This is a genomic window from Streptomyces sp. Ncost-T10-10d (assembly GCF_900091955.1).
Classification (GTDB): Bacteria; Actinomycetota; Actinomycetes; order Streptomycetales; family Streptomycetaceae; genus Streptomyces.
Map to the genome: position 1 here is coordinate 80765 of NZ_FMDF01000207.1, position 25556 is coordinate 106320.

Here is a 25556-nt window from a genome sequence, read left to right on the forward strand (position 1 = left end):
CACGCCGGGGCCGGGTTCGTTCGGTGGGGCGCCTATGTGGGCCGCTGTGCCGGTGATCCAGAAGAGGCCGACCATGGACATGTGTGACTCCCGACTGCGCCACCGGGCGGATCGCCCCGGCCCGGTGCTCTCGTGAACGAGCGGGGGCGGCGACACACCCCCGCCCCATGGTCGCGAGCGTGATCGAACACGGGTCGGGTTTCGGCCGGAGCCCGGAAGCGTTCACAGGGTGGCGGGCGCACGCGAAGGGCCGGGGGCCGACCCGTAGGTCGACTCCCGGCCCTGAACGAAACGAATCGTGAGCGAATCGTCCGGCCCGACGGCCGGACCCGCTCAGTCCTTCGGCCGCTTCGGCCGCCAGACCACCAGCGCGCTGGTCTGCTGCACATCCTGATACGGCACCAGATCGCGCCGGTACGAGGCATGCACCTGGGCCTCGCGCTGTTGCATCGCCACCGCCGCGCCGTCCACCGCCGCCGAGAGCTCGGCAACGCGCTGCTGGAGGGCGGCGACCTGGTTCTCCAGTTCGATGATGCGCTTGATGCCGGCGAGGTTGATGCCCTCGTCCTGCGACAGCTGCTGCACGGTGCGCAGCAGCTCGATGTCGCGGGCCGAGTAGCGCCTGCCGCGCCCGGCCGTGCGGTCGGGGGAGACCAGGCCGAGGCGGTCGTACTGGCGCAGCGTCTGCGGATGCAGGCCCGAGAGCTGGGCCGCGATCGAGATCACGTACACCGGTGATTCATCGGTCAGTTCGTACGGATTGCGTCGTCGGCCGTCCACCTCAAGCTCCCTTCGCAGCCTGGAACAGCTCCGCCCGCGGGTCGTGGCCCGCGGTCGCCTTCCGGTAGGCCTCCAGCGCGTCCCGGGCCTCGGTGCTGAGGTCCTTGGGCACTGTCACCTCGACGGTGACCAGCAGGTCGCCCCGGGTGCCGTCCTTGCGTACGGCGCCCTTGCCGCGGGCGCGCATCGTACGCCCGTTGGGGGTGCCGGCCGGCAGCTTCAGGGTGACCGGCGGACCGCCGAGCGTGGGCACCTTCACCTCGCCGCCGAGCGCCGCCTCCGTGAAGTCGACGGGCACGGTGACCGTGAGGTTGTCGCCCTTGCGGCCGAAGACCGGGTGGGCGTCGACATGGACCACGACGTAGAGATCGCCGGCCGGTCCACCGCGCTCGCCCGGGCCGCCCTTGCCGCGCAGCCGGATCCGCTGGCTGTCCGAGACGCCCGCCGGAATCCTGACCTGCATGGTCCGTGAGGACTTCGCCCGTCCGCTGCCCTTGCAGACATCGCAGGGGTCCTGGGCGATGAGGCCCCGGCCCTTGCAGTCCACGCAGGGGTCGGTGAGCGAGAAGCCGCCGCCGGTGCCGCGCGACACCTGGCCGGTGCCGAGACAGGTCGGGCAGACCCTGGGGGTGCCGTTCTTGTCACCGGTGCCGGAACACGCCTTGCAAGGCGCCTGGCTGGACATCCGCAACGGGACCGTGGCCCCTTCGACCGCCTCGATGAAGCTGAGCGTCACCTCGGACTCGATGTCCTGGCCGCGGCGCGGCTGCACCCGTGTCCCCGTACCGCCCCGGTTGAACAGGCCGCCGAAGACATCACCCAGGCCGCCGCCGCCGAAACCGCCGGCTCCGCCGCCCGCGCCCCCGCCCTGGGTGCCTCCGAAGAGGTCGCCCAGGTCGAAGTTGAAGTTGCCGCCGGCGCCTCCGGGTCCGGCCCTGAAGCCGCCGTTGCCGAAGAGGGCGCGCGCCTCGTCGTATTCCTTGCGCTTCTTGCTGTCGCCGAGGATGTCGTTCGCCTCGGAGATCTCCTTGAAGCGCTCCTCCGCCTTGTCATCGCCCTTGTTGGCGTCCGGGTGGAACTCGCGGGCGAGCTTCCGGTACGCCTTCTTGATCTCGGCGTCGGTGGCGTCCTTGGGGACGCCGAGGACCTTGTAGTAGTCCTTCTCGACGAAGTCCTTCGTGCTCATCGACGTCCCTCCTTCCGGACGATCGGCCATGCGGCCGGCCCGTTGGCCGGTCGCATGGCCGGGCGGTGGGCCGCGAGGTGGTCAGACGGGATGTCAGACCTCCTCGGTGCCACCGCTCTCCTCGTCGGTTGCCTTCTCTTCCTTGGCTGCCGCACCCGGCTGGGGTTCGGCCACCGCCACCCGCGCAGGGCGGATGGTGCGCTCGCCGATCCGATACCCCGGCTGCAGGATCGCCACGCAGGTCGTCTCGGTGACATCCGGCGCGTACGAGTGCATCAGGGCCTCGTGGATCGTCGGGTCGAAGGGCTCGCCCTCCTTGCCGAACTGCTGCAGGCCCAGCTTGGCGACGACCGTCTCCAGTGATTCGGCCACCGACTTGAACCCGCCCACGAGCTCGCCGTGATCCCGGGCCCGGCCGACGTCGTCGAGCACGGGCAGGAGCTCGGACAGGAGACCCGCGACTGCGATCTCCTTGACCGTGGCCCGGTCCCGCTCGACGCGGCGACGGTAGTTCTGGTATTCGGCCTGGAGCCGCTGGAGGTCGCCCGTGCGCTCGTTGAGCGCGGTGCGGACCTGGTCCAGCTGGGCCGTCAGGCCGACTGTCTGTACTGCGTCCCCGGCCGGGGACGCCTCCTCCTCGGGAGAGGAAGGGACGTCCTTCGGCTCAGCTCCGTCAGGGGTGGCGCCGGAGGGGACGTCGGGCTTCTCCTCGAAACCCGGAGTCTCCTCGGTCACACCGCACCGCCCTTCGCGTCCTTCTCGTCGTCCACGATCTCGGCGTCGACGACGTCGTCGTCGGCCTTGGCCTGCTGGGCGCCCGGCTGCGGGTCACCCTGCGGACCGCCCTCGGCCTGGGCGTTGGCGTACATCGCCTGGCCCAGCTTCTGGGAGACGGCCGCGACCTTCTCGGTGGCGGTACGGATCTCGGCGGTGTCCTCGCCCTTGAGCTTGTCCTTCAGCTCGGTGAGCGCGGTCTCCACCTCCGTCCTCACGTCACCGGGGACCTTGTCCTCGTTGTCCTTGAGGAACTTCTCCGTCTGGTAGACGAGCTGCTCGCCCTGGTTGCGGGACTCGGCGGCCTCGCGACGGCGGTGGTCCTCCTCCGCGTACTGCTCGGCCTCCTCACGCATCCGGTTGACCTCGTCCTTCGGCAGCGAGGAGCCACCGGTGACGGTCATCTTCTGCTCCTTGCCGGTGCCGAGGTCCTTGGCGGCGACGTGCATGATGCCGTTCGCGTCGATGTCGAACGCGACCTCGATCTGCGGGACGCCACGCGGGGCCGGCGGCAGGCCGGTCAGCTCGAACATTCCGAGCTTCTTGTTGTACGCCGCGATCTCGCGCTCGCCCTGGTAGACCTGGATCTGCACGGACGGCTGGTTGTCCTCGGCCGTCGTGAAGATCTCGGAGCGCTTGGTCGGGATCGTGGTGTTGCGCTCGATGAGCTTCGTCATGATGCCACCCTTGGTCTCGATACCGAGGGACAGCGGGGTGACGTCGAGGAGCAGGACGTCCTTGACCTCGCCCTTGAGGACACCGGCCTGGAGCGAGGCGCCGATGGCGACGACCTCGTCCGGGTTCACACCCTTGTTGGCCTCCTGGCCACCGGTCAGCTCCTTGACGAGCTCGGCGACGGCCGGCATACGGGTGGAGCCACCGACGAGAACGACGTGGTCGATCTCGGAGAGCTGGATGCCCGCGTCCTTGATGACGTTGTGGAACGGGCTCTTGCAGCGGTCCAGGAGGTCGGCGGTGAGCTGCTGGAACTGCGAGCGCGTGAGCTTCTCGTCCAGGTGCAGCGGGCCCTCGGCGGACGCCGTGATGTAGGGCAGGTTGATCGTGGTCTCGGTCGAGGACGAGAGCTCGATCTTCGCCTTCTCCGCGGCCTCGCGCAGACGCTGGAGAGCCATCTTGTCCTTGGACAGGTCCACGCCGTGACCGTTGGCGAACTGCTTCACCAGGTAGTCGACGACGCGCTGGTCCCAGTCGTCACCACCGAGGTGGTTGTCACCGTTGGTGGCCTTCACCTCGACGACACCGTCGCCGATCTCCAGCAGCGATACGTCGAAGGTGCCGCCACCGAGGTCGAAGACGAGGATCGTCTGGTCGTCCTTGTCGAGCCCGTACGCCAGCGCGGCGGCCGTCGGCTCGTTGACGATACGCAGGACGTTCAGGCCCGCGATCTCGCCGGCCTCCTTCGTCGCCTGACGCTCGGAGTCGTTGAAGTACGCGGGGACGGTGATGACCGCGTCGGTCACCTTCTCACCCAGGTACGACTCGGCGTCCCGCTTCAGCTTCTGCAGGATGAAGGCGCTCATCTGCTGCGGGTTGAAGCTCTTGCCGTCCAGGTCGATCTTCCAGTCAGTGCCCATGTGGCGCTTGACGGAGCGGATGGTCCTGTCGACGTTGGTCACCGCCTGGCGCTTGGCGACCTCGCCGACCAGCACCTCGCCGTTCTTCGCGAAGGCGACGACGGACGGCGTGGTCCTGGCGCCCTCTGCGTTGGTGATGACGGTGGGCTCGCCGCCTTCGAGAACGCTGACGACGGAGTTAGTCGTGCCCAGGTCGATGCCGACCGCACGTGCCATTTCAATTCCTCCAGCTTGACTACTTGAGTGGAACTGACTCAAGGATGCACAACAGGCGCCCCAGTGTCAACAGAGTTGAGTCGTGTGGGCTCAACTATCGTGCACGCACCTCGCGCGCACAAGGAGATCAAGGACGACACCCACCCGCCCGGCATGCCATGCAGGCCGCCCCCATCATCGCGCCGTGGGATCGTTCTGTCACAAACTGCCGTGAGTCACGGCAAAACCGGCAATCGATCCGCCCGACCCCAGGCAGGTGCGAACGATGCAGAGACAAAGACAGAGACAGGGCCAGAGACCGATCCGCATGCCGATCCGCATGCGGGCCCGCACGCAGGCACAGCCGCGGGAGTGGACATGGGAGTGGCTACGGGAGTGGAGGCAGGCGTGGCCGTCGGCCAAGCGCGTACTGGACCTGACCCTCGGCTCGGCCCTGCTCGCCCTGGCCGCCCCCCTGCTCGCTGCGGGCGCCCTCGCCCTCGCGGCACAGCGGCTCCCCGGCGGCGTACTGACCCGCTCACCCCGGATCGGCCTGGGCGGCCACCTCTTCATGCTGCACTCGCTGCGCACCCGGCGGCTGCGGCTGGATCTGCTCTCCCGGTTGCCGCACGTCGTACGGGGAGACCTCTCCCTGGTCGGCCCGGAGCCCCTGGCGCCGGACGACGAGCGTGCCCGGGCCCCCGGAGCCGATGCCGACACCCCCGAAACCGCCGCCACCACCGCCGCGAGACACTGGCGGCAGGAACTGAAACCGGGCCTCACCGGCCTGGCACAGGTACGCTCCCGCTCCGGAATGCCGTGGGACGAGCCGGCCCTGCTCGACCAGCACTACGCCGAGCACCACTGGGTGGGACTCGACCTGGCCATCCTGGCGAGAGCCGTACACGCTCCGCTGCGCAGGGCCGTCCACGGACTCACCCGGCACGGCAAGGCACACCTGAGCGACACAGATCACCGCCGGTGCGGCTACAGCGCGGCGGAATAAGTGGATAGTGTCAGCACAGACTGATTAAGTTACTGCTTAGTATTTGCCAGTATTCGCTCGTAGACGCTGGATCCCACCCTCGCAGGCCCGAGGAGCCCCCAAATGCAACTCGCCGCGATCATCGTGTCGCTGGTGCTGACTGTGGTCGGCGTTGCGCTCATCGCCCGAGCCGTCGCGCAGATCTACCGGTTCGTCAAGCTCGGACAGCCGGTCCCGGCAGGCAGCCGCACCGACAACATCAAGCAGCGCACGATCACCCTGGTCAAGGAGTTCCTCGGCCATACCCGGATGAACCGGTGGGGGATCGTCGGCTTCGCGCACTGGTTCGTCGCCATCGGCTTCCTGACGCTGCCGCCGACGCTGCTCCAGGCGTACGGGCAGCTCTTCAAGGCCGACTGGGTCCTGCCGATCATCGGCAACTGGCTGCCGTTCGAGATGTACACCGAGTTCATCGGTCTGATGACGACGGTCGGCATCCTCGTACTGATCGTCATCCGGCTGCTGAACCTGCCGTCCTGGGCCGGCCGCAAGTCCCGTTTCGCGGGCTCCAAGGCCTGGCAGGCGTACTTCGTCGAGTACGTCATCCTCGGCATCGGTCTGGCGATCCTGACCCTGCGCGGCCTTGAGGGCGCGATCCACCACGTCGAGGGCTACGACGCCGCGTACTTCATCTCGTACCCCTTGGTCCTCGCGTTCAAGGGGCTCGCGCTCAGCACGCTGCAGAACCTCATCTACTTCACCGCGATGATGAAGATCGGCATCTCGCTGATCTGGATGATCACGGTCTCGCTGAACACGAACATGGGTGTCGCCTGGCACCGCTTCCTCGCCTTCCCCAACATCTGGTTCAAGCGGAACGCGGACGGCGCGGTCGCGCTCGGCGCGCTGCAGCCGATGACGTCGGGCGGCAAGGAGATCGACTTCGAGGACCCGGGCGAGGACGACGTCTTCGGTGTCTCCCAGGTCGAGCAGTTCTCCTGGAAGGGCATCCTCGACTTCTCCACGTGTACGGAGTGCGGTCGCTGCCAGTCGCAGTGCCCGGCCTGGAACACGGGCAAGCCGCTCTCCCCGAAGCTCCTGATCATGTCCCTGCGCGACCACGCGCACGCCAAGGCCCCGTATCTGCTGGCCGGTGGCGGCAAGGACATGGAGGGCAACGAGAAGGCGTCCGAGGAGCAGCTGAAGGACGTCCCGGCCGCGGCTCTCGCGGAGGCCGAGCGCCCACTGATCGGCACGGCCGAGGAGAACGGCGTCATCGACCCGGACGTGCTCTGGTCCTGCACCACCTGCGGTGCGTGTGTGGAGCAGTGCCCGGTCGACATCGAGCACATCGACCACATCGTCGACATGCGCCGCTACCAGGTGATGATCGAGTCCGCGTTCCCGTCCGAGGCGGGCACGATGCTCAAGAACCTGGAGAAGAAGGGCAACCCCTGGGGCCTGGCCAAGAAGCAGCGCCTGGAGTGGACGAAGGAAGTCGACTTCGAGGTGCCGGTCGTCGGCAAGGACATCGAGGATCTCTCCGAGGTCGAGTACCTGTACTGGGTCGGCTGTGCGGGCGCGCTGGAGGACCGGGCGAAGAAGACCACGAAGGCCTTCGCCGAGCTCCTCCACATCGCGGGCGTCAAGTTCGCGATCATGGGCGGCGACGAGAAGTGCACCGGTGACTCGGCCCGCCGCCTGGGCAACGAGCCGCTGTTCCAGCAGCTCGGCCAGGAGAACGTCATGGCGCTGAACATGGCGTTCGGCGAGGAGCTCGACGACGACGGCAGGGCGACCGAGGAGTCGAAGAAGCCGAAGTCGGCGAAGAAGATCGTCTCGACCTGCCCGCACTGCTTCAACACGATCGCGAACGAGTACCCGCAACTCGGCGGCGAGTACGAGGTCATCCACCACACGCAGCTGCTGCAGCACCTCATCGACGAGGGCAAGCTGATCCCGGTGACGCCGGTCGAGGGCCTGATCACGTACCACGACCCGTGCTACCTGGGCCGTCACAACAAGATCTACACCCCGCCGCGCGAGATCATCGCGAAGGTCCCTGGCCTCAGGAACGAGGAGATGCACCGCCACAAGGAGCGCGGCTTCTGCTGCGGTGCCGGTGGTGCCCGGATGTGGATGGAGGAGCGGATCGGCAAGCGCATCAACAACGAGCGCGTCGACGAAGCACTCTCCCTCAACCCGGACATCGTCTCCACCGCCTGCCCGTTCTGCCTCGTCATGCTGACCGACTCGGTCAACGGCAAGAAGAACGACGGCAAGGCGAAGGAGTCGATCCAGGTGGTCGACGTGTCGCAGCTGCTGCTGGACTCCGTGAAGACCCCGGCCGACCCGGCCGGCGAGACGGAGCCGGCGGACGCACCGGAGCCCGAGCCGGTGAAGTAGCCAGGGCTGTCGTGCGACAGAAGCGGCCGGACCTGCCTCGGGGGCAGGACCGGCCGCTTCTGTGTTCCCGCACGGCTGCGCATGGGGCCGACCCCCCAGGGTTCCCCTAGGGGATGTCACAGCTCGGCCGCAATGGCGGGCAGGTTCCCCAGGCCCTCTCACCGCACTCGAGCGGACCAGGTACGTTCGATGACGTGGCTGGATTCAGGATCGGACGCGGCCGGGACAACCGCACCCCGCAGCAAGCGCAACAGCAACCGCGGCAGCAGCCGTACGGCACACAGGCACCACCGCCGTACGCCCAGCAGCCATGGCCGCCGACGGGAGGCAACGGCGCCCCGCCCCCGTACAACAACGGCGGGCACGGTGGAAACAATGGGCCCGGCGGGCACAACGGCGGCTACGGCAACGGCTACAACAGTGGCGGCCACGGCGAGCCGGAGTATTTCGGCGACCCGTACCAGCAGCCCCACCACCCCCACGGGTCCCCCCAGCACGGCGACCCGTACGCCAACTCCCCCGGCCACACCCAGGCGTTCAGCATCGGCGAGGACCCCTACGGCGACGGCAACACCTACCGCGCCGGCCAGGCCCCCGCCCAGCCCGCGGGTCCGCGGTTGCCGTGGAAGGACCTGCTCACCGGCATCGTGCTGCGCCCGGGACCGACGTTCTGGCAGATGCGCGACTACCCGGTCTGGGGCCCGGCGCTCATCGTCACGTTCCTGTACGGCCTGCTCGCCCTCTTCGGCTTCGACCAGGCCCGGGACGACGCGATCCACGCGACGATCTCCACAGCGGTCCCCTACGTCGTCATCACGGGCATCGGCTTCGTCATCGGCGGCCTGGTCCTGGGCGCGGTCACGCATACGCTCGCCCGCCAGCTCGGCGGCGACGGCTCCTGGCAGCCGACCGTGGGCCTCTCCATGCTGATCATGTCGATCACGGACGCTCCCCGCCTGATATTCGCGCTCTTCCTCGGCGGCGAGAACTCCCTGGTCCAGATCCTCGGCTGGATCACCTGGCTGGCCTCGGCCGCGCTCTTCACCTCGATGGTGAGCAAGTCCCACGACCTGCCGTGGCCGAAGGCGCTGGGCGCATCCGCGATCCAGCTGATCGCGCTGCTGTCGATCATCAAGCTGGGCACGATCTGACGGAATCCGACCATCTGAGGAAGAGCCCCCGACGCGCCGCGTCGGGGGCTCTTCCTCATGCGGGTGCGACTACGTGCGGCCGAGCCATCTACAACCCGACGGTATGGGGCTTCCAGTACCGCGTCATTCGCCCCTGACCACACACCACCGGCCGCGTACCGTCGGCTCTAGGCGTCGAGAACCTGCCCGCTGCGCCGCACGACGGGCTTTTCCACACTCCACGGGAAGTTGATCCAGCGATCGGTCTTCTTCCACACGTACTCGCATTTCACGAGCGAATGCGACTTCTCGTAGATGACCGCGCTGCGCACGTCGGCAACATGCTCGATACAGAAATCGCGCACCAGCTTCAGCGTCTTCCCGGTATCGGCGACGTCGTCGGCGATCAGAACCTTCTTGTCCGAGAAGTCGATGACATTCGGAACGGGCGCCAGCATGACCGGCATCTCCAGGGTCGTACCCACCCCGGTATAGAACTCCACGTTCACCAGATGAATGTTCTTGCAGTCCAGCGCATAAGCGAGCCCACCCGCGACGAATACCCCGCCCCGCGCGATGCTCAGCACGACATCGGGCTCGAATCCGTCGTCGGCCACGGCCTGCGCCAGCTCACGCACGGCCTGACCGAACCCCTCGTACGTCAGGTTCTCCCGCACATCATCGCTCATCCGGCATCACACCTGGGTCCGGTGGAAATTCATGAACGAGCGCGACGCGGTCGGCCCGCGCTGGCCCTGATACCGCGATCCGTACCGCTCGGACCCGTACGGGAACTCCGAGGGCGAACTCAGCCGGAACATGCACAGCTGCCCGATCTTCATTCCCGGCCACAGCTTTATCGGCAATGTCGCGAGATTCGACAGCTCCAGGGTCACATGCCCGGAGAAACCGGGGTCGATGAATCCGGCAGTCGAATGCGTCACAAGACCGAGCCGCCCCAGCGAACTCTTGCCCTCCAGCCGCGACGCAAGATCGTCGGGCAGCGAGATGACCTCGTACGTCGAAGCGAGCACGAACTCACCGGGGTGCAGGATGAACGCCTCGTCCCCGTCCGGCTCGACCATGCGCGTCAGATCGGCCTGCTCGACGGCTGGATCAATATGTGGATAGCGGTGGTTCTCGAACACCCGGAAGTAGCGGTCGAGCCGCACATCGATGCTCGAGGGCTGCACCATCGACGCGTCGAACGGATCAATGCGTACACGTCCGGCGTCGATCTCGGCCCGGATGTCCTTATCTGAGAGAAGCACGCCCCGAGGATACGCAGAACGCGCGGGCCCGCCCCAATCCGGGACCGCCCCGCGCGCCTGTCACCGCTCCTACCGCTGCTCGAACACCACAGGCACGGCATGCCGAAGCCGCGCACAACGAGGACAGCGAATGAGCCGCCCGGGACCGATCCGCCCGGACCCGAGCTGCTGCATCGGGAACGAAGCGGTAGCGAAAACGTGCCCTTCGGCACAGCGGACGACGGTGCGCTCCATGGAGTCCATCAAGTCCCTTCCCCAACAAGCCTTGGACGAGAAAGCCACATTAGGGGATGAACAGGACGCCACTCCAGGCGGCACTCCGACCACCCACGCTACGCCCCCAACTCCCGCCCACGGCAACCGCATCCACCCTCCCCCCACAACCGAAAAGGCCCCACGGCTCAAACGCCGGGGACCTGGGATGGGGTACAGTATGGCCGGTGCGGAGCTGATCAAACAGCTCACTTCGCGGGTGTAGTTTAATGGTAGAACATGAGCTTCCCAAGCTCAGAGCGCGAGTTCGATTCTCGTCACCCGCTCCATGAACAAGGCCCTGGTCGGAGACCAGGGCCTTGTTTGTTGTCTAGACCATTTTTAGTGCTCGTGCCATTCGCGTGCCATAACGACCCTTCCCATCTGCATCAATAGTGGATCCCTCACCCCTGAGGGCGAGCGCTCCACTACCGGGTCCCGCATCGTGAGATCACTTTCGGTTTCCCAACTGGCTCATGAGTTGGCGTGGACAAGCAAGAGGGTGCAGGACCTGCTGGGCGTTCAGGAACAGAGGCCGGTTCTCCGGCTGGTCCAGTAGCAGCGCCGCTCGACCCGAGGAGCCGCGGGCACGGTTCGTTTCCCGATACTGCGCCAAGAGCTTCCGGCATCAAGTCGGCGCCAACCAGTAGCACGTAGGGACGCCATCAGGGCCTGCTCATCTCAGAGTCGGCCCTGATGGCGTGTTGACGTACTCGAAGGCTCAGAGCGATGCCTCGACTCCGAGGTTTCCGGCACTGATGGCTCCCCGCAGGACGTGGGCGATCTCCTCGGGCTTGAGGTCGATGTCGTCGAGCCCCTCCATGGTCAGCGGAATCTCCTCCAGTGCGTATTCGCCGCGGCCTTCGGCGCTGAACTCGGGGCCGGTGCGGTCGTCGAAGGACCAGGTTGCGATGCGGGCGAGGTAGAAGAGCTGACGCTCGTCGTCGGACTCCATCGTGTGGAGGAGGCGGACGATGTCGGCCTTACCCGCGATCTCCTCGTGGATCTCCCGGTGGAGGGCGGCCTCCCTGGACTCGTCACTGGGTTCGACGCCGCCGCCGGGCAGGACCCAGTACTCGGGAATGCCGGGCCTGGTGCGGCGGATGACCAGCATCGTGCCGTCGGCGGTGACGAGGACGGCACGGACTCGTTCGTTCATTTCGATTTTCTCCTTGCTTGTTGACGGTCTCAGTGCAGCAGCCAGCCGCCGTCGACGTGGACGGATTGTCCCGTGATGAACGAGGCGGAGGGGCCCACGAGGAACGCCACCAGAGCTGCGACGTCCTCGGGGCGGCCACGGCGCGGGACGCACTGGCGCTTGATCTGGTCCTCCGGCCGCGCACGGTGCTGGGCGGGGAGGGTGTTCTCGGCCTCGACTTGGATGGCCCCGGGCATGACGGTGTTGACACAGATCCCGTACGGGCCCAGTTCGCGGGCGAGGGAGCGAGTGAGACCGAGCAGTCCGGCCTTCGCGGTGCTGTACGCGACGAGGTTCGTCCGACCGGCGCGGGCGTTGACGCTGCCGATGTTCACGATCCGGCCCCAGCGGCGTTCGACCATGCCGGGGTGATCGCGTGGCAGGTGCGGTAGTGGGCGGTGAGGTTCACGTCGAGGGAGTAGTTCCAGGCGGTCTCGTCGGTGTCCTGCCAGGCGACGCGGGGGTAGGCGCCGGCGTTGTTCACCAGGATGTCGACGGGTCCGATCTCGCCGCGGACGAGGTCGGCCATGGTCTGGACGGTGCCCGGATCGGTCAGATCGGCGTTCACCGCGATTCCGGGGCTGCCTGCGCGCTCGAAGGCGGCGAGCAGGGCGTGGGCGTCGTGGTCCTGGCCGAGGTGGTTGACCGCGACGGTCGCTCCGGCGGCGGCGAGCGCCCGCCCGATCTCCGCGCCGATTCCGGTGGCCCCGCCAGTGACGAGGGCGTTGCGGCCCTGGAGCGGCCGGGTCTGGAGAGGGGTCTCAAGCAGGGGCAGGGACATTGCTGCTCCGTTCACCAGGATGGGGGTGAGGTGCCGGTGCGGTGGAGAAGAAGGTGTCGAGCGTCGTGAGCGGGTCCTGACTCTCGGTGAGCTTGATCAGGACGAGCAGGAAGTCGTGTCCGGTCAGCCGGGAGGGCGGGATGACGCCGAGGATGCGCAGGGCAAGGAACGCGCGGATCTCCTCCAGGCCGCTGCCGTTCTCCCCGCGAAGGCCATCCAGGGCGCTGGAGATGGCCGCAGTGCGGCCGGGGCCGGTGTTCCAGGAGTACCGGACGTCGATGTGCCGACTGCTCGGGTGCAGTTCCAGGTGCTCGATGCGCGGGCGGGACCGTGGCGGCAGGGCGAGGCGGAGGGTGCGGGCGTACACGTCGGGCTGGTAGCGGGGGACGAGCCAGCCGCCCAGAGCCATCAGGTACCAGAGCAGGTTGGCGGCCTCGCCCGCGACGGTGTTGCGCCCGGCGAACTCGAAGTCGAGCCAGCACAGCGGGTCGGCGATGTTGGGTTCCGTGGGGTCGCCCTGAGTCAGGCCAGCGAGTCGGCGGCGGTCGGGAGCCAGGGTGTGGCGGAGGCTGTCGATGGTCTCGGCGACGTTCACCGTCAGTTGCCTGCCGTTGACGGTGAGGGTGAAGTCGGCCAACTCCCGGAGGGTGAGGGTCGTATCGGTTTGGGGTAGCGCGAGCGGCAGGTCACGGCGCAGGTACCAGCGGTCCAGCCGACCACCGGGGCGGATGCGGTCGAGGTAGAGGTCCGGAACGCACTCGGCCAGCGGCACGCAATTGCCAGTGGGCATCGGCGTCACCGTCCTCGCCGCCTGGCTGCCCTCCCGCCGGGCCGCCCGGACCGCGCCCGTCGAGGCGATGCGTACGGCCGAACAGCCGCCCGCCGCCCAGCGGTTCCGGCTGCGCGGCGCGATCGGCCTCGGCCTTCTCGCGCTCGGCGTCACCTGGCTCGTCTCGCTCAGCGACGCACAGGACGCCTCCGAGGAGAACCTGCGGAACGCGATGATCGGTTGCGGTCTGCTCGTCGCCGCCCTGATCGCGCTCGCCCCGCTGCTCGCGTCGCCGGTGATCCGGCTGACCGGACGGCTGACCGGCCGTCTCGGCGTCACCGGCCGTCTCGCCCGCGAGAACGCCCTGCGCGACCCGCGCCGCACCGCCGCCACCGCCGCCACCCTGCTTCTCAGCACCGGCCTCGTCACCGGGCTCGCCGTCATCGGGAACTCCACCGGCCAGGCCCTCGACCGCCAGGCGGCGGCCGGTCTCGGCGCGGACTACGTCGTCAGCACCCGCTCCACCATGACGGGCATCGACCCCGGCGCCGTACGACGGCTGGCCGGCACCAGCGGGGTGCGTACCACCACGGCGATCACCGACTCCACCCTGTTCACCGGCACCGGCGTAAGGGAGATCTCCGGCGTCGACCCCGCCACCGTGCGCGACACCATGAAGCTCGACTTCGTCTCCGGCTCCATCGAGGACCTGGCACCCGGCCGGATCGCCCTCTCCAGCACCCTCGCACGGGAGCACGGAGTGACCACCGGCGGACTGCTCAACGCCCGCCTCGGACGCGAGGACGAGTTCACGAAGTACGAGATCGTGGGCGTCTACAAGGACAACCCGGTCGCCCGCGATGTGCTCGGCGCCCGCGCCGAGGTCGCGCGGAGCAGCTTCCTGCCCGGCTCGGTCCAGCGTGTCCTGCTGCGCACCGACGGCACAGGGACGAAGGCGCTGGAGACCCGGCTGCGCACCGCCGTGGACAACAACCCGCTGCTGAAGGTGGAGGACCGGGACCAGCTCGTCCGCGAGGCCGCGGGCACCATGGGCGACCTGCTGAACGTGATGTACGGGATGCTCGGCATCGGCGTCGTCATCAGCGCGCTCGGCATCGTGAACACCCTCGCCATGTCGGTCGCCGAACGCACCCGGGAGATCGGCGCGCTGCGGGCACTCGGCATGGACCGCTCCGGCGTCCGCCGCGTGATCCGCCTGGAAGCGCTGACGGTGGCGGGCTTCGGCACCCTCCTCGGCCTGGCGGGCGGCCTGTTCGGCGCGTGGGCGGTCGGCTCCCTCGCCAACGGCGCGATGGACGAGTACTCCCTGGCCCTGCCCTGGGGAACGCTCCTTCTCGTCTGCCTGCTCTCCCTCGCCATCGGCACCCTCGCCGCCGCCGTCCCGGCCCGCCGGGCAGCGGCGCTGAGCCCACTGGAGGCGGCCGCGGACGTCTGACGGGACCCGACGGCGGTCTTCCGGCGATCTGCCGTGCCACAACGTGCCAGTAGGGGCGGTCAACAGCGGTGAACAAGGGGGACGTCACGAGCGCGGGAGCGACGCCGGAAACTAACGTTTCCCCTGTTCAGCGTGCATACGTGGGCTCAAGTGCCGGGTGATTCCCAAACTCAGAGCGCGAGTTCGACTCTCGTCACCCGCTCCACGGCGAAGGCCCAGGTCAATGACCTGGGCCTGATTTCGTGTCCGCGAATTGCTGGAGCGGGCGAGTGGAGCGATCCGGCTGATGCAGGCCTCCCGCATCAGCCCGAGCTCATCGGCGGGCGCCTGGAACTCGGGCTCGCCCTCACCCGGGACCGCCACCCCGGCTATGACGAGCCCCTCGACTTCCCCGCTTGCTGCTGCTTGAGAACTACGCGAGCCGCATAGGCACAGCCCACGGTGAGCGTGACGAGCAAGCGCGGCGCCCCCATAACGGCCCCCTGTCGAACATCGCCGGGCGTGCAGGGAGAAGCACGGCACGGACATCGATCGTGGCTCGGAACATGGGGATGGTGACTCCACAGTGCCATGCGCCTTCCCCGACCGGACTACGGGCAGCGAATCCGCGCACTACGCTCTTGGTGGGGAGACGTCAAAGGTGGCGAGGCCGCCGAGCAAGACGTTCAATCGAGGGGGCCGCTCCTTGCGTGCGCAAGAGATCACCTTTTTGAAGCTCGTTCAGGGGGAGAAGCAGTTCCAGGTACCTCTCTACCAACGGACCTACAGTTGGACGCGGAAGCAGTTGGAACGGCTGTGGGACGACCTGATCGATCTGGTCGAGCAGCAGCTCGAAGGGGGCAGTCCCCCCTCGCACTTCCTCGGCTCCGTCGTTCTGGCCCCAGGCCAGTTGCAGGCCGGAGGAGTGCAACGCTGGCTCGTCGTGGACGGGCAGCAGCGGATCACAACGATCATGCTGGCGTTCACCGCGTTGCGCGACCACATCAGGGATTCGGTGGCTGAGAGTTCCGCGCGAACGGCCGACCGTATCCACCGCCAGTACCTCGTCAACGAGTTCCTGGAAAGCGATGAGCACTTCCGGCTGCTCCCCACCCAGGCCGACCGGGCGTCCTACGGAGCCTGCGTCTCCAACAGTCCTCGTTCAGGCGGCGCCGACAACATCGGGGCCTCCTACCGTTTCTTCCGCGGCGTGCTGGCGAGCGGACAGGAGCAACACGGCGCGGAGTGGACGACCGCGGTGGAGATAGCCCTACGGGATCTGCTCTCCATCGTGGAGATCACCGCCGAGCGCGGTGACAACGTGTACCGGATCTTCGAATCGATCAACAACACCGGCGTCGGCCTGAGCCAGAGCGACCTGCTCCGGAACTACGTGTTCATGCTGCTCCCGGGCCGGGGGAGCGTGTGTACGAGCAGCTGTGGCTGCCCATGCAGCAGCAATTGGGGCCCAAGAATCTGGAACTCCTCGTCTGGCTCGACCTCGTCGTACGCGGCGAGAGCAAGACGAAGCAGACCGACATCTACCGCGTCCAGCAGCAGCGGCTCGAGCCGCTGGCAGGGAACGAGGAGGCGCTGGAGAAGGAAATCGGCGAGCTCGCCCGGCGCGCCGAGCTGCTGCGGCGGATCCTCGATCCCGCCCTGGAGCCGCATGACGAGCTGCGCCAGCAGCTTCGCCACCTTGCCCGCTGGGGCGGACGCATCCATTATCCGATCGCGCTCCACCTGCTCGATCTCGTGGACGCCGGGCGCGCCCAGGCCGACGAGGCGGCCAGGGCCCTCGGATACGTAGAAGGATTCCTCGTCCGCCGCATGCTGTGCCAGGCCAGCACCCAGAGCCTGAACCGGCTCTTCATGTCGATGCCGGGTGACATGGAGACCGACCGGCCGGCCGCGGAGGCGGTGCAACGCTACCTCTCGGGCCGACGCCGCGGCTGGCCCACTGACGCTGAGGTAGCCGACGGGATCCGCAGCAAGCCGTTCTACTGGAACGGGCAGGCACCGCAACGCGCGTACATCCTGGAGCGGCTGGAGGAGAGTTACGGATCGGCGGAGCCCGTGGACTTCAAGCGGGCCAAGCTCACGGTGGAGCACGTGCTGCCACAGCGGCCGGCCCAGGCATGGATCGACGTCCTCGCCGAGGATTCAGATGACGGCCAGACCCCTCAAGAACTGCACGACCTGTTGGTCCACACCTTGGGAAACCTGACGCTCTCGGCCGAGAACACAAAACTCTCCAACCACCCCTTCCAGCGGAAGCAACAGATTCTGGAAGCAAGTTCGCTCCGGATGAACCAGGAGATCGCCGGGACGCGCCGGTGGGGCCGCAAAGAGATCCTGGACCGTGCCGACAACCTGGCCACGCGTGCCGTCTCCCTGTGGCCCGGCCCGGAGGGGGAGCAACGCGCAGACAGCGAGGAGTGGACGGGATGGGCCGATCTGCGCGCCGCGCTGATCGCCATGCCCACCGGCACCTGGACCACTTACGGGGACATTGCCGAACTGATCGGCAGCCATCCTGTCCCGGTCGGCAACTTTCTCGCCACGAAGGCCGGCGTGCACGGGGCCTACCGGGTCCTGACCGCCGCCGGACGGGTCTCCGCGTCATTCCGCTGGCCGAACGACGAATACGGCGGCAACCCTCTCACGCTTCTGCACGCAGAAGGGGTGCCGTTCGACTCCAGCGGGAAGGCGCGCAGTTCCCATCGCCTGACCGCGGAGGACCTCGCATCGCTCCTGGGCAAAGAGGTGCCCGAGATCGGAACGTCGAGCGGCTCCTCCGATCAGGTGACCACAGGCAGAACGTTCGACGCTCGTGCCGCGCGCTTCACCGAACTGCTGCGGGCGAATCGGCCGGACGCCGCCGACGCCATCCTCACCTTCCTCCAGTCATGGAAAGGGATCGCTCCCGGCTGCCATCTCGACTACGGCAAGGCGACCGAGACCAGCTGCTTCCTGATGCTGCGCAAGGAGTCCGCGTCCCGCGCCGCCGCCATCTGGCCATTCACCCTCTACCCCGTATTCGGCACAGTCGAGGTTGTCTTCCAGTACATGCGCTCCAGGCCGCCTTTCGACGACAGCGGACTGCGTCAGGAATTCATGTCCCGTCTGAATGGCGTCCCAGGAATCGAACTGGCGGAGGCGAAGCTCGAACTGCGCCCGTCGTTCCCTCTCGAGGTGTTGGCGAACCGTTCCGAGGAGATCGTCAGAATCATGTCCTGGTTCGTCCAGCAGGTCGTGGCGCACGAACCATCGGACGAGCAGGGGCAAGTCTCCTTCTGACCCCACACAACTGACCACCGTGTGACGACCGGTAGCGGGGCTGCGCCATCACCTCAGTGCAACGCGGCTCTCATTGCCGCCCCCGGTACCGGGCGGCCCACACGCAGTCCGCCATCGAGCCCGTCATCCGCGAAGCCTTGTGGCGGCTGGGCTCCGACGAAGAACAGCTGCCCGCCGGCACCCACGCGATCGGCGGCTACTGGACCCGCACCAACGACCCGGAGATCGACATCGTCGGCGTCGATCGCTCCCCCATCGCCAAGAAGATCACCCTCGTGGGTTCGATCAAGTGGCTGGAGAAGAAGCCCTTCGACAACCGCGACCTCGCCCGTCTCATCACCCACCGCTCCCAGCTTCCCGGCGCCGACGACGCCACCCCCTTGCTCGCCGTCACCCGCAGCGGCTGCACCGCCGACGGCGTCCACACCCTCACACCCGAGGACCTCCATGACGCCTGGTCCTGAATCTGTGACCGCCCGTGCCACTAGGTGCCAGTCGGAGCGGTAGTCAGCGGTCAGCAACGGCGCCCAGTGGGGGGGCCGAGGATTCCACGCATGGTCGTGTCTTCGCAGGTCAGACCGGACATCGAACTCCGAACACCAGTTGATTCCCAAGCTCGGAGCGCGAGTTCGATTCTCGTCGCCCGCTCTTCCACGAGGCCCCAGGTCAGCGACCTGGGGCCTCGTCATTGCCCAGACTTCTCCAGGCGTCGCGGACCGGCGCACCATCTGGCCGCTTGTTCTCGTAGGTCCGAGCGAGTATCCCTACGGTGGCGGCCATGGCCTGGCGGAGTTCAGCCGGTGCAACGACCTCGACATCCCCACCGAGCCTCAGCAGTTCGCCGCAGGCGTGCTCGGTGCCCTCGACCGGGATGACCGCCTCGACCCATCCGTCGTCGCCGACGGCGGTCGCGGTGGAGTCGACTGCCCGCACGACCTCCGGGGGGACGTTGTCGGGCAGGCGCCGGCGTCCCCGGGGAGACAGGCGGACGGTGGCTGTGCCGGTGTAGCGGCGAGCCTGGAAGTCATCGAGGTAGGAGACCCAGTACGCGCCCAGGTCGAAGTCCTGCGGCCGGTCGAACTGCTCGTCGCACAGCACCGCGTCGAGGACTTGGGCGACGCGGTAGGTCGCGGTCCCCTTGTCGGTGGCGGCCACGAGGTACCAGGTACCGGACTTGAGTACCAGGCCATAGGGGTGGAGGTGGCGATTCACCTCCTGCGGGGCCCGCCAGCGGCGGTAGCGCACATCCACCGCACGCCGGGTGAGAACCGCGTCGACGAACAAGGGTGAGATGCGGTACCTGTTCGGGTTCCCGGTACCAGCCGGGGGCGTCCAGGTGGAACACCGACGCGGCCCGTGCCGCCTCCTCGCGCAGCCCTGCCGGCAGCGCGGCGAGAAGCTTCAGCCGGGCCGCCGACATCTCGGCCGTGAATCCCAGGTCGGCGGCGGGCCCGGGCAGTCCGGCAAAGAACAGTGTCCGCGCCTCGCCCTCGCTCATCCCGGTGAGGCGGGTGCGGTAGCCGTCGAGCAGCTGGTAGCCGCCCCCGCGGCCCGGCTCCGCGTAGACCGGGACCCCTGCGGACTGCAGGCGCGCCACGTCACGGTAGGCGGTGCGCACGGACACATTCAGCTCGTCGGCGATTCCCCGCGCGGACATGCGGCCCCGCGATTGCAGCAACAGCAGCACCGAGAGCAGTCGACCGGCAGACATGCGCGCATTCTCCCCGGAAACCCTGACAGCACCTGTCACACGGCTCCCCTACCGTCGAACCACTTCCCGGGTACGGCCGAACAGGCCGGGAGCCCTGCACGGAGAACATCGAACAGGAGTCTTGCTGTGCCACCCACCGAACTCGTCGGCCCACCGGCCGTGATCGAGCTTCGCCAGTACACGCTGCGTCCCGGCCGGCGCGACGAACTCATCGAGCTGTTCGACCGGGAGTTCGTCGAATCCCAGGAAGACGTGGGGATGAGTGTGCTCGGCCAGTTCCGGGACCTCGACGATCCGGACCGCTTCGTCTGGTTGCGCGGATTCCGGGACATGGAGGCGCGCCATCGCGCGCTCACGAACTTCTACGGCGGACCCGTCTGGGCCGAGCACGGTCCACAGGCGAACGACACCATGATCGACTCCGACGATGTCCTCCTCCTGCGCCCCGTGTCGGCCGGGGGCGGCTTCACCGGCTCCCTGTCCGGGCGGCCCCCGGTCAGCGCTACGGCGCCTGACCGGTTCATGTCCGCCACCGTGTGGTCCTTCCCTCCCGGACGGCAGAACGGCATCGCGCTGATCCGGGACGGCCTCCTCCCCGCGCTCCAGGAGACGGGACCCGCACCGCTCGCCTTCCTGACCACCGAGCACGCGCACAACACATTCCCCGGGCTGCCGGTCCGCGTCGGCGAGAACGTCGCCGCGATCTTCACCTCGTACCCCGACGAGAGTGCGCACTGTCGGCACCTCGCCGAGGTGCAGGCCCACCCCCTCGCACGGGACGAGATCCTGCCGGGTGTCGAGCGGGAACAGACAGCGGCACCTCAGGTACTCCGGCTCGGACCGACCGGTCGCTCGCTGATCTGACTCCGAACCGGGGCCTCGGGAGAGACGGTCGAGGGCGCCTGCAGCAAGGCCGCCCCCCTGCGGTGTGCAGAACGTGGCTGTCCGGCCGTTCTTGATCACCTGCGACTGGTCGGAGGTTCCGACGACCCACTTGTTCATGTCTGTCTGCCGGTGCCGGGGGTCCGGGTCCGATGTCAGTGCGGGCGAGCCTCACTCACCGCACGGGGAAGCCGAAGGAGTACCCCTGCTGCTTCAGCCAGGGCAGGACCTCGCGCAGAGCGGCCACGGTCTGGGAGCGATCCCCTCCCGCGTCGTGGAAGAGGACGGTCGGCCCGTCGGAGATCTCTCTCTTGACGGTGGCGACCATGGTGTCCACACCGGGACGCTCGAAGTCTTTGGAGTCGACGTTCCAGCCCAACGGCCGCATCCCCCGGGACGCGGCGAGCTGCCGGCTGTACGGGGTGAAAGCACCGCCCGGGGCCCGGTAGTACTGCGGCCGGACGCCTCCGGACGCCTTGGTGATCATGCGTTCGGCATCCAGGATCTGCTGGGACTGGTATGCCTCGGACTTGGTGTCCATCGCGGTGTCGTGCGAGACCGCGTGGTCGCACAGCCGGTGCCCGGCCGCCACGACCTCTTTGACCAGGTCCGGGTGTGCCTGGGCCTGCGTGCCCACCATGCAGAACGTAGCCTTCACACCGTTGTCCTTCAGCAGTTGCAGTACCCGCGGCGTCCAGACCGGGTCCGGTCCGTCGTCGATGGTGATGTTGACGCCCCGTGCGCCGCGGTCCGAGGCGTGCGCGATGTCCGCCGCCACCTTGGCCACCTGGTCCTGGGGCCGGGCGTCCGGCGCTGAGACACGCGCTTGCGGCTGCCGCCCTCCGGCGGTGTCGGCCTGCGCGGTCCACACCGAGGTGGCAGCGGCCACCGCTGTCACCCCGAGCGCCGCCCGACGAACGCCGGCTGTGCCATCCCCTTCCCTTGTGCCTTGCCATATCCGCCCGCTCCTTTGCTGTCTCCGCCGATGCCGTGCCCCGTGCCCCCATGAAGACATACGAACGCCCCGACAAGATCCCTCTGTTACCGATCGCAGACGAATCCGCAGGGGACCAGCAACAAACGCAGGAGCCCCGCGACAGATGAGGGGGCGCAACGGCCGCGAAAAGGTGCCGTCGAGGGCGGCAGACGCTGATCCGCACGGATTTCGGCGGGGCTCCCACGCATGATGCGTCGAATGGCTCGCGAAGCAGGGCCGACGACCGTCCCACTCGGTCGGTATGACCATCACCGAACGGATTCACCGGTCCGTGCCGGCAGTGCCGCCCTCCGCCTGGATGCCCCATCGAACCCGGCGGCGAGATCCGTGCCGGCGCCCGGGTCGCCAAGCTGGACGGAGACTGCCTGACCGGTTGACCGAAGGGCATGCGGCTGTCCGTCCGCGAGGAACAGCCGCATCTCGGCTCCCCATTGCGCTTCACCGACGCCGACAGCCTGCGGCTCACCGGAAGCATGGGCCCCGGCGCCCACCCAACGCGACAATCGGGCCGACGGCCTTCCCACACGCCCCGACAAACGAAGAAGAGCCCGTCAGCAAGCTGACGGGCTCCCGCGAAAGACCGAGGCTAACCTGCCATCAGGTCAGATCGTCGGTGTGTCATCGACGATCTCCTTGTGCGGTTCGACAATGAACCTCCAGCCGTCGCTGGGCTCCAGGAACCGCACTCGGGTCGGGTAGATGTCCAGGGCACGGCGGTCGCGGTTCTGGCTGTTCGTGTTCTTCCGCCCCCGGGCCGGCTCCTCGTACAGGTCGACCTTGACGTCCGGCACCGCGACGGTTTCCTCGCTCCAGCGCTGAACGATCCCCGCGCCGAACGCGTCCCGCGCGGCGACGTAGAGCGACTCCAGGGATTCCTTGCTCCCGTCGGGCACAAAGAGGGCGAGATTCAGGAGGACGCCGGCACTCTGGAGAACCTCGATTTCCTCCCCTGTCTTGTCGGCAATCCAGATCCCGCGCTCTTCGGCATTGTCCGGGAGAACATGAATTTCCTCACCGAAGATCGTCCTCGCGCTGAAGGACCCTCCCTCGAAATTCTTACCCGGCTTCGTAAGGAAAGCCGGAGCGTAGCAGTCGAGAGGAAGGCCATCCATCTCCGCCGAGACGAAGATGTCGTCCTGGAGGCCCAATTCTGAAACCTCTCCGGCCGTAAGACGTCGAGCCGTAACCTTCTCGGTATTCACGCCATTCCCCTTTTTTCGTGGCGTCCTGTAAATTCATCAGGACTATATCACGAAAACGAACAGCCAGTCCCTTTACGCGCATCTTCGCGCTCACGACAGTACAGTCAACCCGCCGAGTAATTTCTTCCGACAGGACAGCGGACAAATCCTCTCGAATCACCGACGGAACGCAGCCCCCGTAGAGAAATAAAGTGAGGCCCAAGAGGCGACTCGCCGCTTCGGCAGGGTTTTCTGAACCAAGTCAGCCGCCGAGTGAAATGCGAGCGGCCATGGTCGAATGGCAACCCGCCGATTCGATCGAGCGAACCACGGCGGCCGCCTCTCCGATCTGGCACTTCACGCCTCTCCCCTAAGCCGCCTTCGGGAGTCCGGGATGGCCTCGTTGCTGAAGCTGGGCCCCACCGCGCCACAGCCAGGCATGAGAGAGACCGCCTCTTCCCGAGTTCCTACGAGGGGGCGTGCCACAACGTGCCGGTAAAGAGCGGTAAACAGCAGCAAAAAGGGGCCGCCGAGGCATCCACAACAAAGCCGAGCGGGGATGTTTCTGTAGTTCAGAGGCTGCGCGCAAGCCCGAGTGCCGGGTGATTCCCGAGCTCAGGCGCGAGTTCGATTCTCGTCGCCCGCCCTTGAAAGAAGGACCCGGTCAGAGACCGGGAGATTCTTCGTTGTCCGGACCTATCGGACCTCGCCGTCCCCTCCTTGCACCGCAACTCCGAAAAATGCGCAAGTTAAGCGGCCGCCGCACCCCATCGGTGGCGCGGCGGCGGCGAGCCTCGCATATTGAGATCCTTTTCGCATGGCCTCCGTCACTCCATTGTGGGGAAGCGTTTCGTTTCGTCCGCAAAGTGCTGGGTCATCGGCCCCCCGACAACTGCGATCGATGCGCGGCTTCGGAGCGGATGCCGCTGCGCCCACCCTCCTGCATGGCGACCACCAGGCCGAAGACGAGGCCGCTGAGATCAGCGGGTCTCAGCTGGAGATCACGGGCGATATCGGCCGGTGATATGCCCTCGGCCCGTATGGCTTTATTTGCGAGTGAGTCGTGAAGTAAGTGGAGAAGCGTAGCTCGTCCCGGGCACGAGGGCGGTGTGCCGCAGGCGGCCGGCGCATCGGTGCGGGAGTGCAGCAGACGCCAGGCGGGCTGCCGAGAAGGTCTGGACTGCCGGCTGCGGGCCCTGCAGCCGCGCTCCGAACTTCCGGGCCCGCAGGCGTTGATCCGCAGGTGGCTACGCGTCGGGGCGGCCGTGTCACCGCAGCGGGCCCGACACCGCTCGGTGTCGGGCCCGCTGGGCGGTGAGCGCGTGGGCCGGGGTGCCTGGTCGGCACCCCGCCTCATGCGTCAGGCCTGGGAGCCGGCCTTGCGACGGCGTACGACGAACACCGCGCCCGCGCCGATCACCAGGGCCGCGCCGCTCGCGAGGGCGAGCTGTGACGTCGCGGAGGACGAGCCCGTGGCGGCGAGGCTGCCGCTCACGGGACGGGCCGACGCGCCGCTCTGCGGCTTGATGTCCGAGGTGTTCGGCTTGGTCGTGCTGGGCTTGGCGTCGTCGACCTTGCCGGGCTTGCTTCCCGCGGCGGCGATCAGGAACTCGTAGCCCTCGAGGTCCGGGTTCCCGCCGCAGGTGCCGTTGTCGTTGAAGTAGTCACCGGCGACGAAGGTGACGCCGTTGCCCGCGGGGGCCGAGGCGTCGATCGTGAGGCGCATCTTGACGTCGGCGTGGGCGCCTGCCTTCAGCGGGCTGATGGCGTCCATGTAGTGCTCGTTGTCGACGGTCTTCCACGTCGAGGACGAGGCGGACGACCACTGCAGGTGCACCAGGTCGTCGATGTCCTTGAGCCCGCTCTTGTCGGTCGCGTGGACGTAGGCGAACGGAAGTACCTCGTCCATCGTCTTGTCGGTGCCGTTGGTCACCCGGAGATTGAAGTTGACCTTCGTGCCGGCGACGACTGTGGACGGCAGGCCCGTGACGACCGTGGTGAGCTTGGCCTCGGGGACGCAGTCCTCGCCGTCCTCACCCGCCTCCTCCTTCGCCTTGGCCAGCGCCTCGTCGGCGGCGGTCTTGTCAGCGAGCGCCGCCTTGGTGGCCTTCTGCGCCTGGTCCAGCGTCCGGGCTGCGGCGACCCGCTCGTCGTCACGCGCGTCCAGGGCTTCCACGACCTTGGCATCGGCGGCGGCCTTGACCTCACCGGCGGTTGCGGCGGCGGCTTCTGCCTCGGTGAGAGTCGTCGCCGCGGCGGTCTTCTCCTCCTCGGTGGCTGTCTCCGGGAGGGCGTCGACCGCCGCCTTGGCGTCGACGACCGCCTGGTCGGCCTCGGTCTTCGCGGTGGCGGCCTCGGCGGCCGCGGCCTCGGCGGCCTTGGCTGCCACGGCCAGGGGAGCGGTGTCGGACAGGAGCGCTTCCAGAGCCGCGCGGGCGGCACTCTCGGCCGCTACGGCGTCGTCGTACACCACCTTCGCTGCGGCGGCGGCCTTTTCCAGCTCCGCGATGGACGGCTTCTTCTGCGTCTGCGCTGCCGGCTTGTCATCGGCGAACGCGGGGGTGACCGACAGCAGGAGAGCAGGCGTGGTCACTGCGGCGGCAACAGCTGTGGCAAGAATCCGGCGAATCTTCACAAGAGCCCTTCGGAGTCCGAAAAGAGAAGAAGGGGTCGCAGCGGAATGGGACACGCAGATGCGACTTGAGGTGATCGTATGGCCGGGGCAACG

17 protein-coding genes, 1 tRNA gene and 4 pseudogenes are annotated in these 25556 nt (G+C 67.7%); 9 read left to right on the forward strand and 13 right to left on the reverse strand.

Features of this window, described 5'->3' with window-relative positions; genetic code table 11:
• Window positions 1-333: 333 nt before the first annotated feature.
• From GA0115254_RS35600 to dnaK, 4 genes are all read right to left on the reverse strand, one after another.
• Entirely contained in the window at window positions 334-780 is a 447-nt protein-coding gene (locus GA0115254_RS35600) for a heat shock protein transcriptional repressor HspR (RefSeq protein ID WP_093899393.1), read from the reverse strand.
• Window position 781: 1 nt separating this feature from the next.
• A complete protein-coding gene (dnaJ, locus tag GA0115254_RS35605; protein WP_093899394.1) occupies window positions 782-1966 on the reverse strand; it encodes a molecular chaperone DnaJ in 1185 nt (394 codons plus the stop codon).
• A gap of 93 nt (window positions 1967-2059) precedes the next feature.
• A complete protein-coding gene (gene grpE / locus GA0115254_RS35610; RefSeq protein WP_093899395.1) occupies window positions 2060-2701 on the reverse strand; it encodes a nucleotide exchange factor GrpE in 642 nt (213 codons plus the stop codon).
• Window positions 2698-4551: a molecular chaperone DnaK gene (gene dnaK, locus GA0115254_RS35615; RefSeq protein WP_093899396.1), complete on the reverse strand. Its 1854-nt coding sequence runs from the start codon at window positions 4549-4551 to the stop codon at window positions 2698-2700. Before dnaK ends, grpE begins: the two co-directional genes overlap by 4 nt.
• 307 nt (window positions 4552-4858) lie before the next feature.
• Here dnaK and GA0115254_RS35620 point away from each other — a divergent pair, with 307 nt between their 5' ends.
• From GA0115254_RS35620 to GA0115254_RS35630, 3 genes are all read left to right on the forward strand, one after another.
• The gene (locus GA0115254_RS35620; RefSeq protein WP_176740423.1) at window positions 4859-5536 is read left to right on the forward strand and encodes a sugar transferase; all 678 of its coding nucleotides are present in this window, start codon (window positions 4859-4861) and stop codon (window positions 5534-5536) included.
• A 102-nt stretch (window positions 5537-5638) separates the two neighbouring features.
• The gene (locus GA0115254_RS35625; RefSeq protein ID WP_093899397.1) at window positions 5639-7921 is read left to right on the forward strand and encodes a (Fe-S)-binding protein; all 2283 of its coding nucleotides are present in this window, start codon (window positions 5639-5641) and stop codon (window positions 7919-7921) included.
• Between the two features lie 194 nt (window positions 7922-8115).
• The gene (locus GA0115254_RS35630) at window positions 8116-9072 is read left to right on the forward strand and encodes a Yip1 family protein (RefSeq protein WP_093899398.1); all 957 of its coding nucleotides are present in this window, start codon (window positions 8116-8118) and stop codon (window positions 9070-9072) included.
• 167 nt (window positions 9073-9239) lie between these two features.
• Here the strand turns inward: GA0115254_RS35630 and GA0115254_RS35635 are convergent, their stop codons facing one another.
• Together GA0115254_RS35635 and dcd are read right to left on the reverse strand one after the other, a co-directional pair.
• Window positions 9240-9740 carry a phosphoribosyltransferase gene (locus GA0115254_RS35635; protein WP_093899399.1) on the reverse strand — a complete coding sequence of 167 codons (501 nt, stop codon included), beginning with the start codon at window positions 9738-9740 and terminating at the stop codon, window positions 9240-9242.
• Window positions 9741-9746: 6 nt separating this feature from the next.
• Window positions 9747-10322 carry a dCTP deaminase gene (gene dcd, locus GA0115254_RS35640; RefSeq protein ID WP_072487843.1) on the reverse strand — a complete coding sequence of 192 codons (576 nt, stop codon included), beginning with the start codon at window positions 10320-10322 and terminating at the stop codon, window positions 9747-9749.
• A 468-nt stretch (window positions 10323-10790) separates the two neighbouring features.
• On the opposite strand from dcd, the gene GA0115254_RS35645 reads away from it, so the two are divergent.
• Window positions 10791-10864 (forward strand) — tRNA-Gly (locus tag GA0115254_RS35645).
• 431 nt (window positions 10865-11295) lie between these two features.
• Here GA0115254_RS35645 and GA0115254_RS35650 read toward each other — a convergent pair.
• The 3 genes and pseudogenes from GA0115254_RS35650 to GA0115254_RS35660 all read right to left on the reverse strand — a co-directional run bounded on the left by GA0115254_RS35650 (window position 11296) and on the right by GA0115254_RS35660 (window position 13343).
• Complete coding sequence (locus tag GA0115254_RS35650; protein WP_093899400.1) at window positions 11296-11733, reverse strand: NUDIX hydrolase; 438 nt, start codon at window positions 11731-11733, stop codon at window positions 11296-11298.
• A 29-nt stretch (window positions 11734-11762) separates the two neighbouring features.
• Window positions 11763-12553 (reverse strand): annotated as a pseudogene (locus GA0115254_RS48005) (SDR family NAD(P)-dependent oxidoreductase).
• The gene (locus GA0115254_RS35660) at window positions 12534-13343 is read right to left on the reverse strand and encodes a hypothetical protein (protein WP_141720975.1); all 810 of its coding nucleotides are present in this window, start codon (window positions 13341-13343) and stop codon (window positions 12534-12536) included. The pseudogene GA0115254_RS48005 and the gene GA0115254_RS35660 overlap by 20 nt, the downstream one beginning before the upstream one ends.
• On the opposite strand from GA0115254_RS35660, the gene GA0115254_RS35665 reads away from it, so the two are divergent.
• From GA0115254_RS35665 to GA0115254_RS35675, 4 genes and pseudogenes are all read left to right on the forward strand, one after another.
• The gene (locus GA0115254_RS35665; protein ID WP_256102948.1) at window positions 13336-14778 is read left to right on the forward strand and encodes an ABC transporter permease; all 1443 of its coding nucleotides are present in this window, start codon (window positions 13336-13338) and stop codon (window positions 14776-14778) included. The genes GA0115254_RS35660 and GA0115254_RS35665 overlap by 8 nt on opposite strands.
• Window positions 14779-15418: 640 nt before the next feature.
• A pseudogene (locus tag GA0115254_RS46895) lies at window positions 15419-16096 on the forward strand (DUF262 domain-containing protein); the annotation flags it as partial.
• A gap of 86 nt (window positions 16097-16182) precedes the next feature.
• The gene (locus GA0115254_RS35670; RefSeq protein ID WP_256102949.1) at window positions 16183-18057 is read left to right on the forward strand and encodes a GmrSD restriction endonuclease domain-containing protein; all 1875 of its coding nucleotides are present in this window, start codon (window positions 16183-16185) and stop codon (window positions 18055-18057) included.
• 56 nt (window positions 18058-18113) lie between these two features.
• Window positions 18114-18521: a DUF234 domain-containing protein gene (locus tag GA0115254_RS35675; protein ID WP_370741000.1), complete on the forward strand. Its 408-nt coding sequence runs from the start codon at window positions 18114-18116 to the stop codon at window positions 18519-18521.
• A 202-nt stretch (window positions 18522-18723) separates the two neighbouring features.
• On the opposite strand, the pseudogene GA0115254_RS35680 reads toward GA0115254_RS35675, so the two are convergent.
• Window positions 18724-19768 (reverse strand): annotated as a pseudogene (locus GA0115254_RS35680) (helix-turn-helix transcriptional regulator).
• A 126-nt stretch (window positions 19769-19894) separates the two neighbouring features.
• On the opposite strand from GA0115254_RS35680, the gene GA0115254_RS35685 reads away from it, so the two are divergent.
• On the forward strand, window positions 19895-20632 hold the full coding sequence (locus tag GA0115254_RS35685; protein ID WP_093899402.1) for an NIPSNAP family protein: 738 nt from the start codon (window positions 19895-19897) through the stop codon (window positions 20630-20632).
• A 193-nt stretch (window positions 20633-20825) separates the two neighbouring features.
• Here the strand turns inward: GA0115254_RS35685 and GA0115254_RS35690 are convergent.
• From GA0115254_RS35690 to GA0115254_RS35700, 3 genes and pseudogenes are all read right to left on the reverse strand, one after another.
• A pseudogene (locus GA0115254_RS35690) lies at window positions 20826-21606 on the reverse strand (polysaccharide deacetylase family protein).
• A gap of 643 nt (window positions 21607-22249) precedes the next feature.
• Window positions 22250-22849, reverse strand: coding sequence for a hypothetical protein (locus GA0115254_RS35695; protein WP_093899403.1), 600 nt, complete (start codon window positions 22847-22849; stop codon window positions 22250-22252).
• Between the two features lie 1339 nt (window positions 22850-24188).
• On the reverse strand, window positions 24189-25463 hold the full coding sequence (locus GA0115254_RS35700; RefSeq protein WP_093899404.1) for an LAETG motif-containing sortase-dependent surface protein: 1275 nt from the start codon (window positions 25461-25463) through the stop codon (window positions 24189-24191).
• Window positions 25464-25556: the final 93 nt, after the last annotated feature.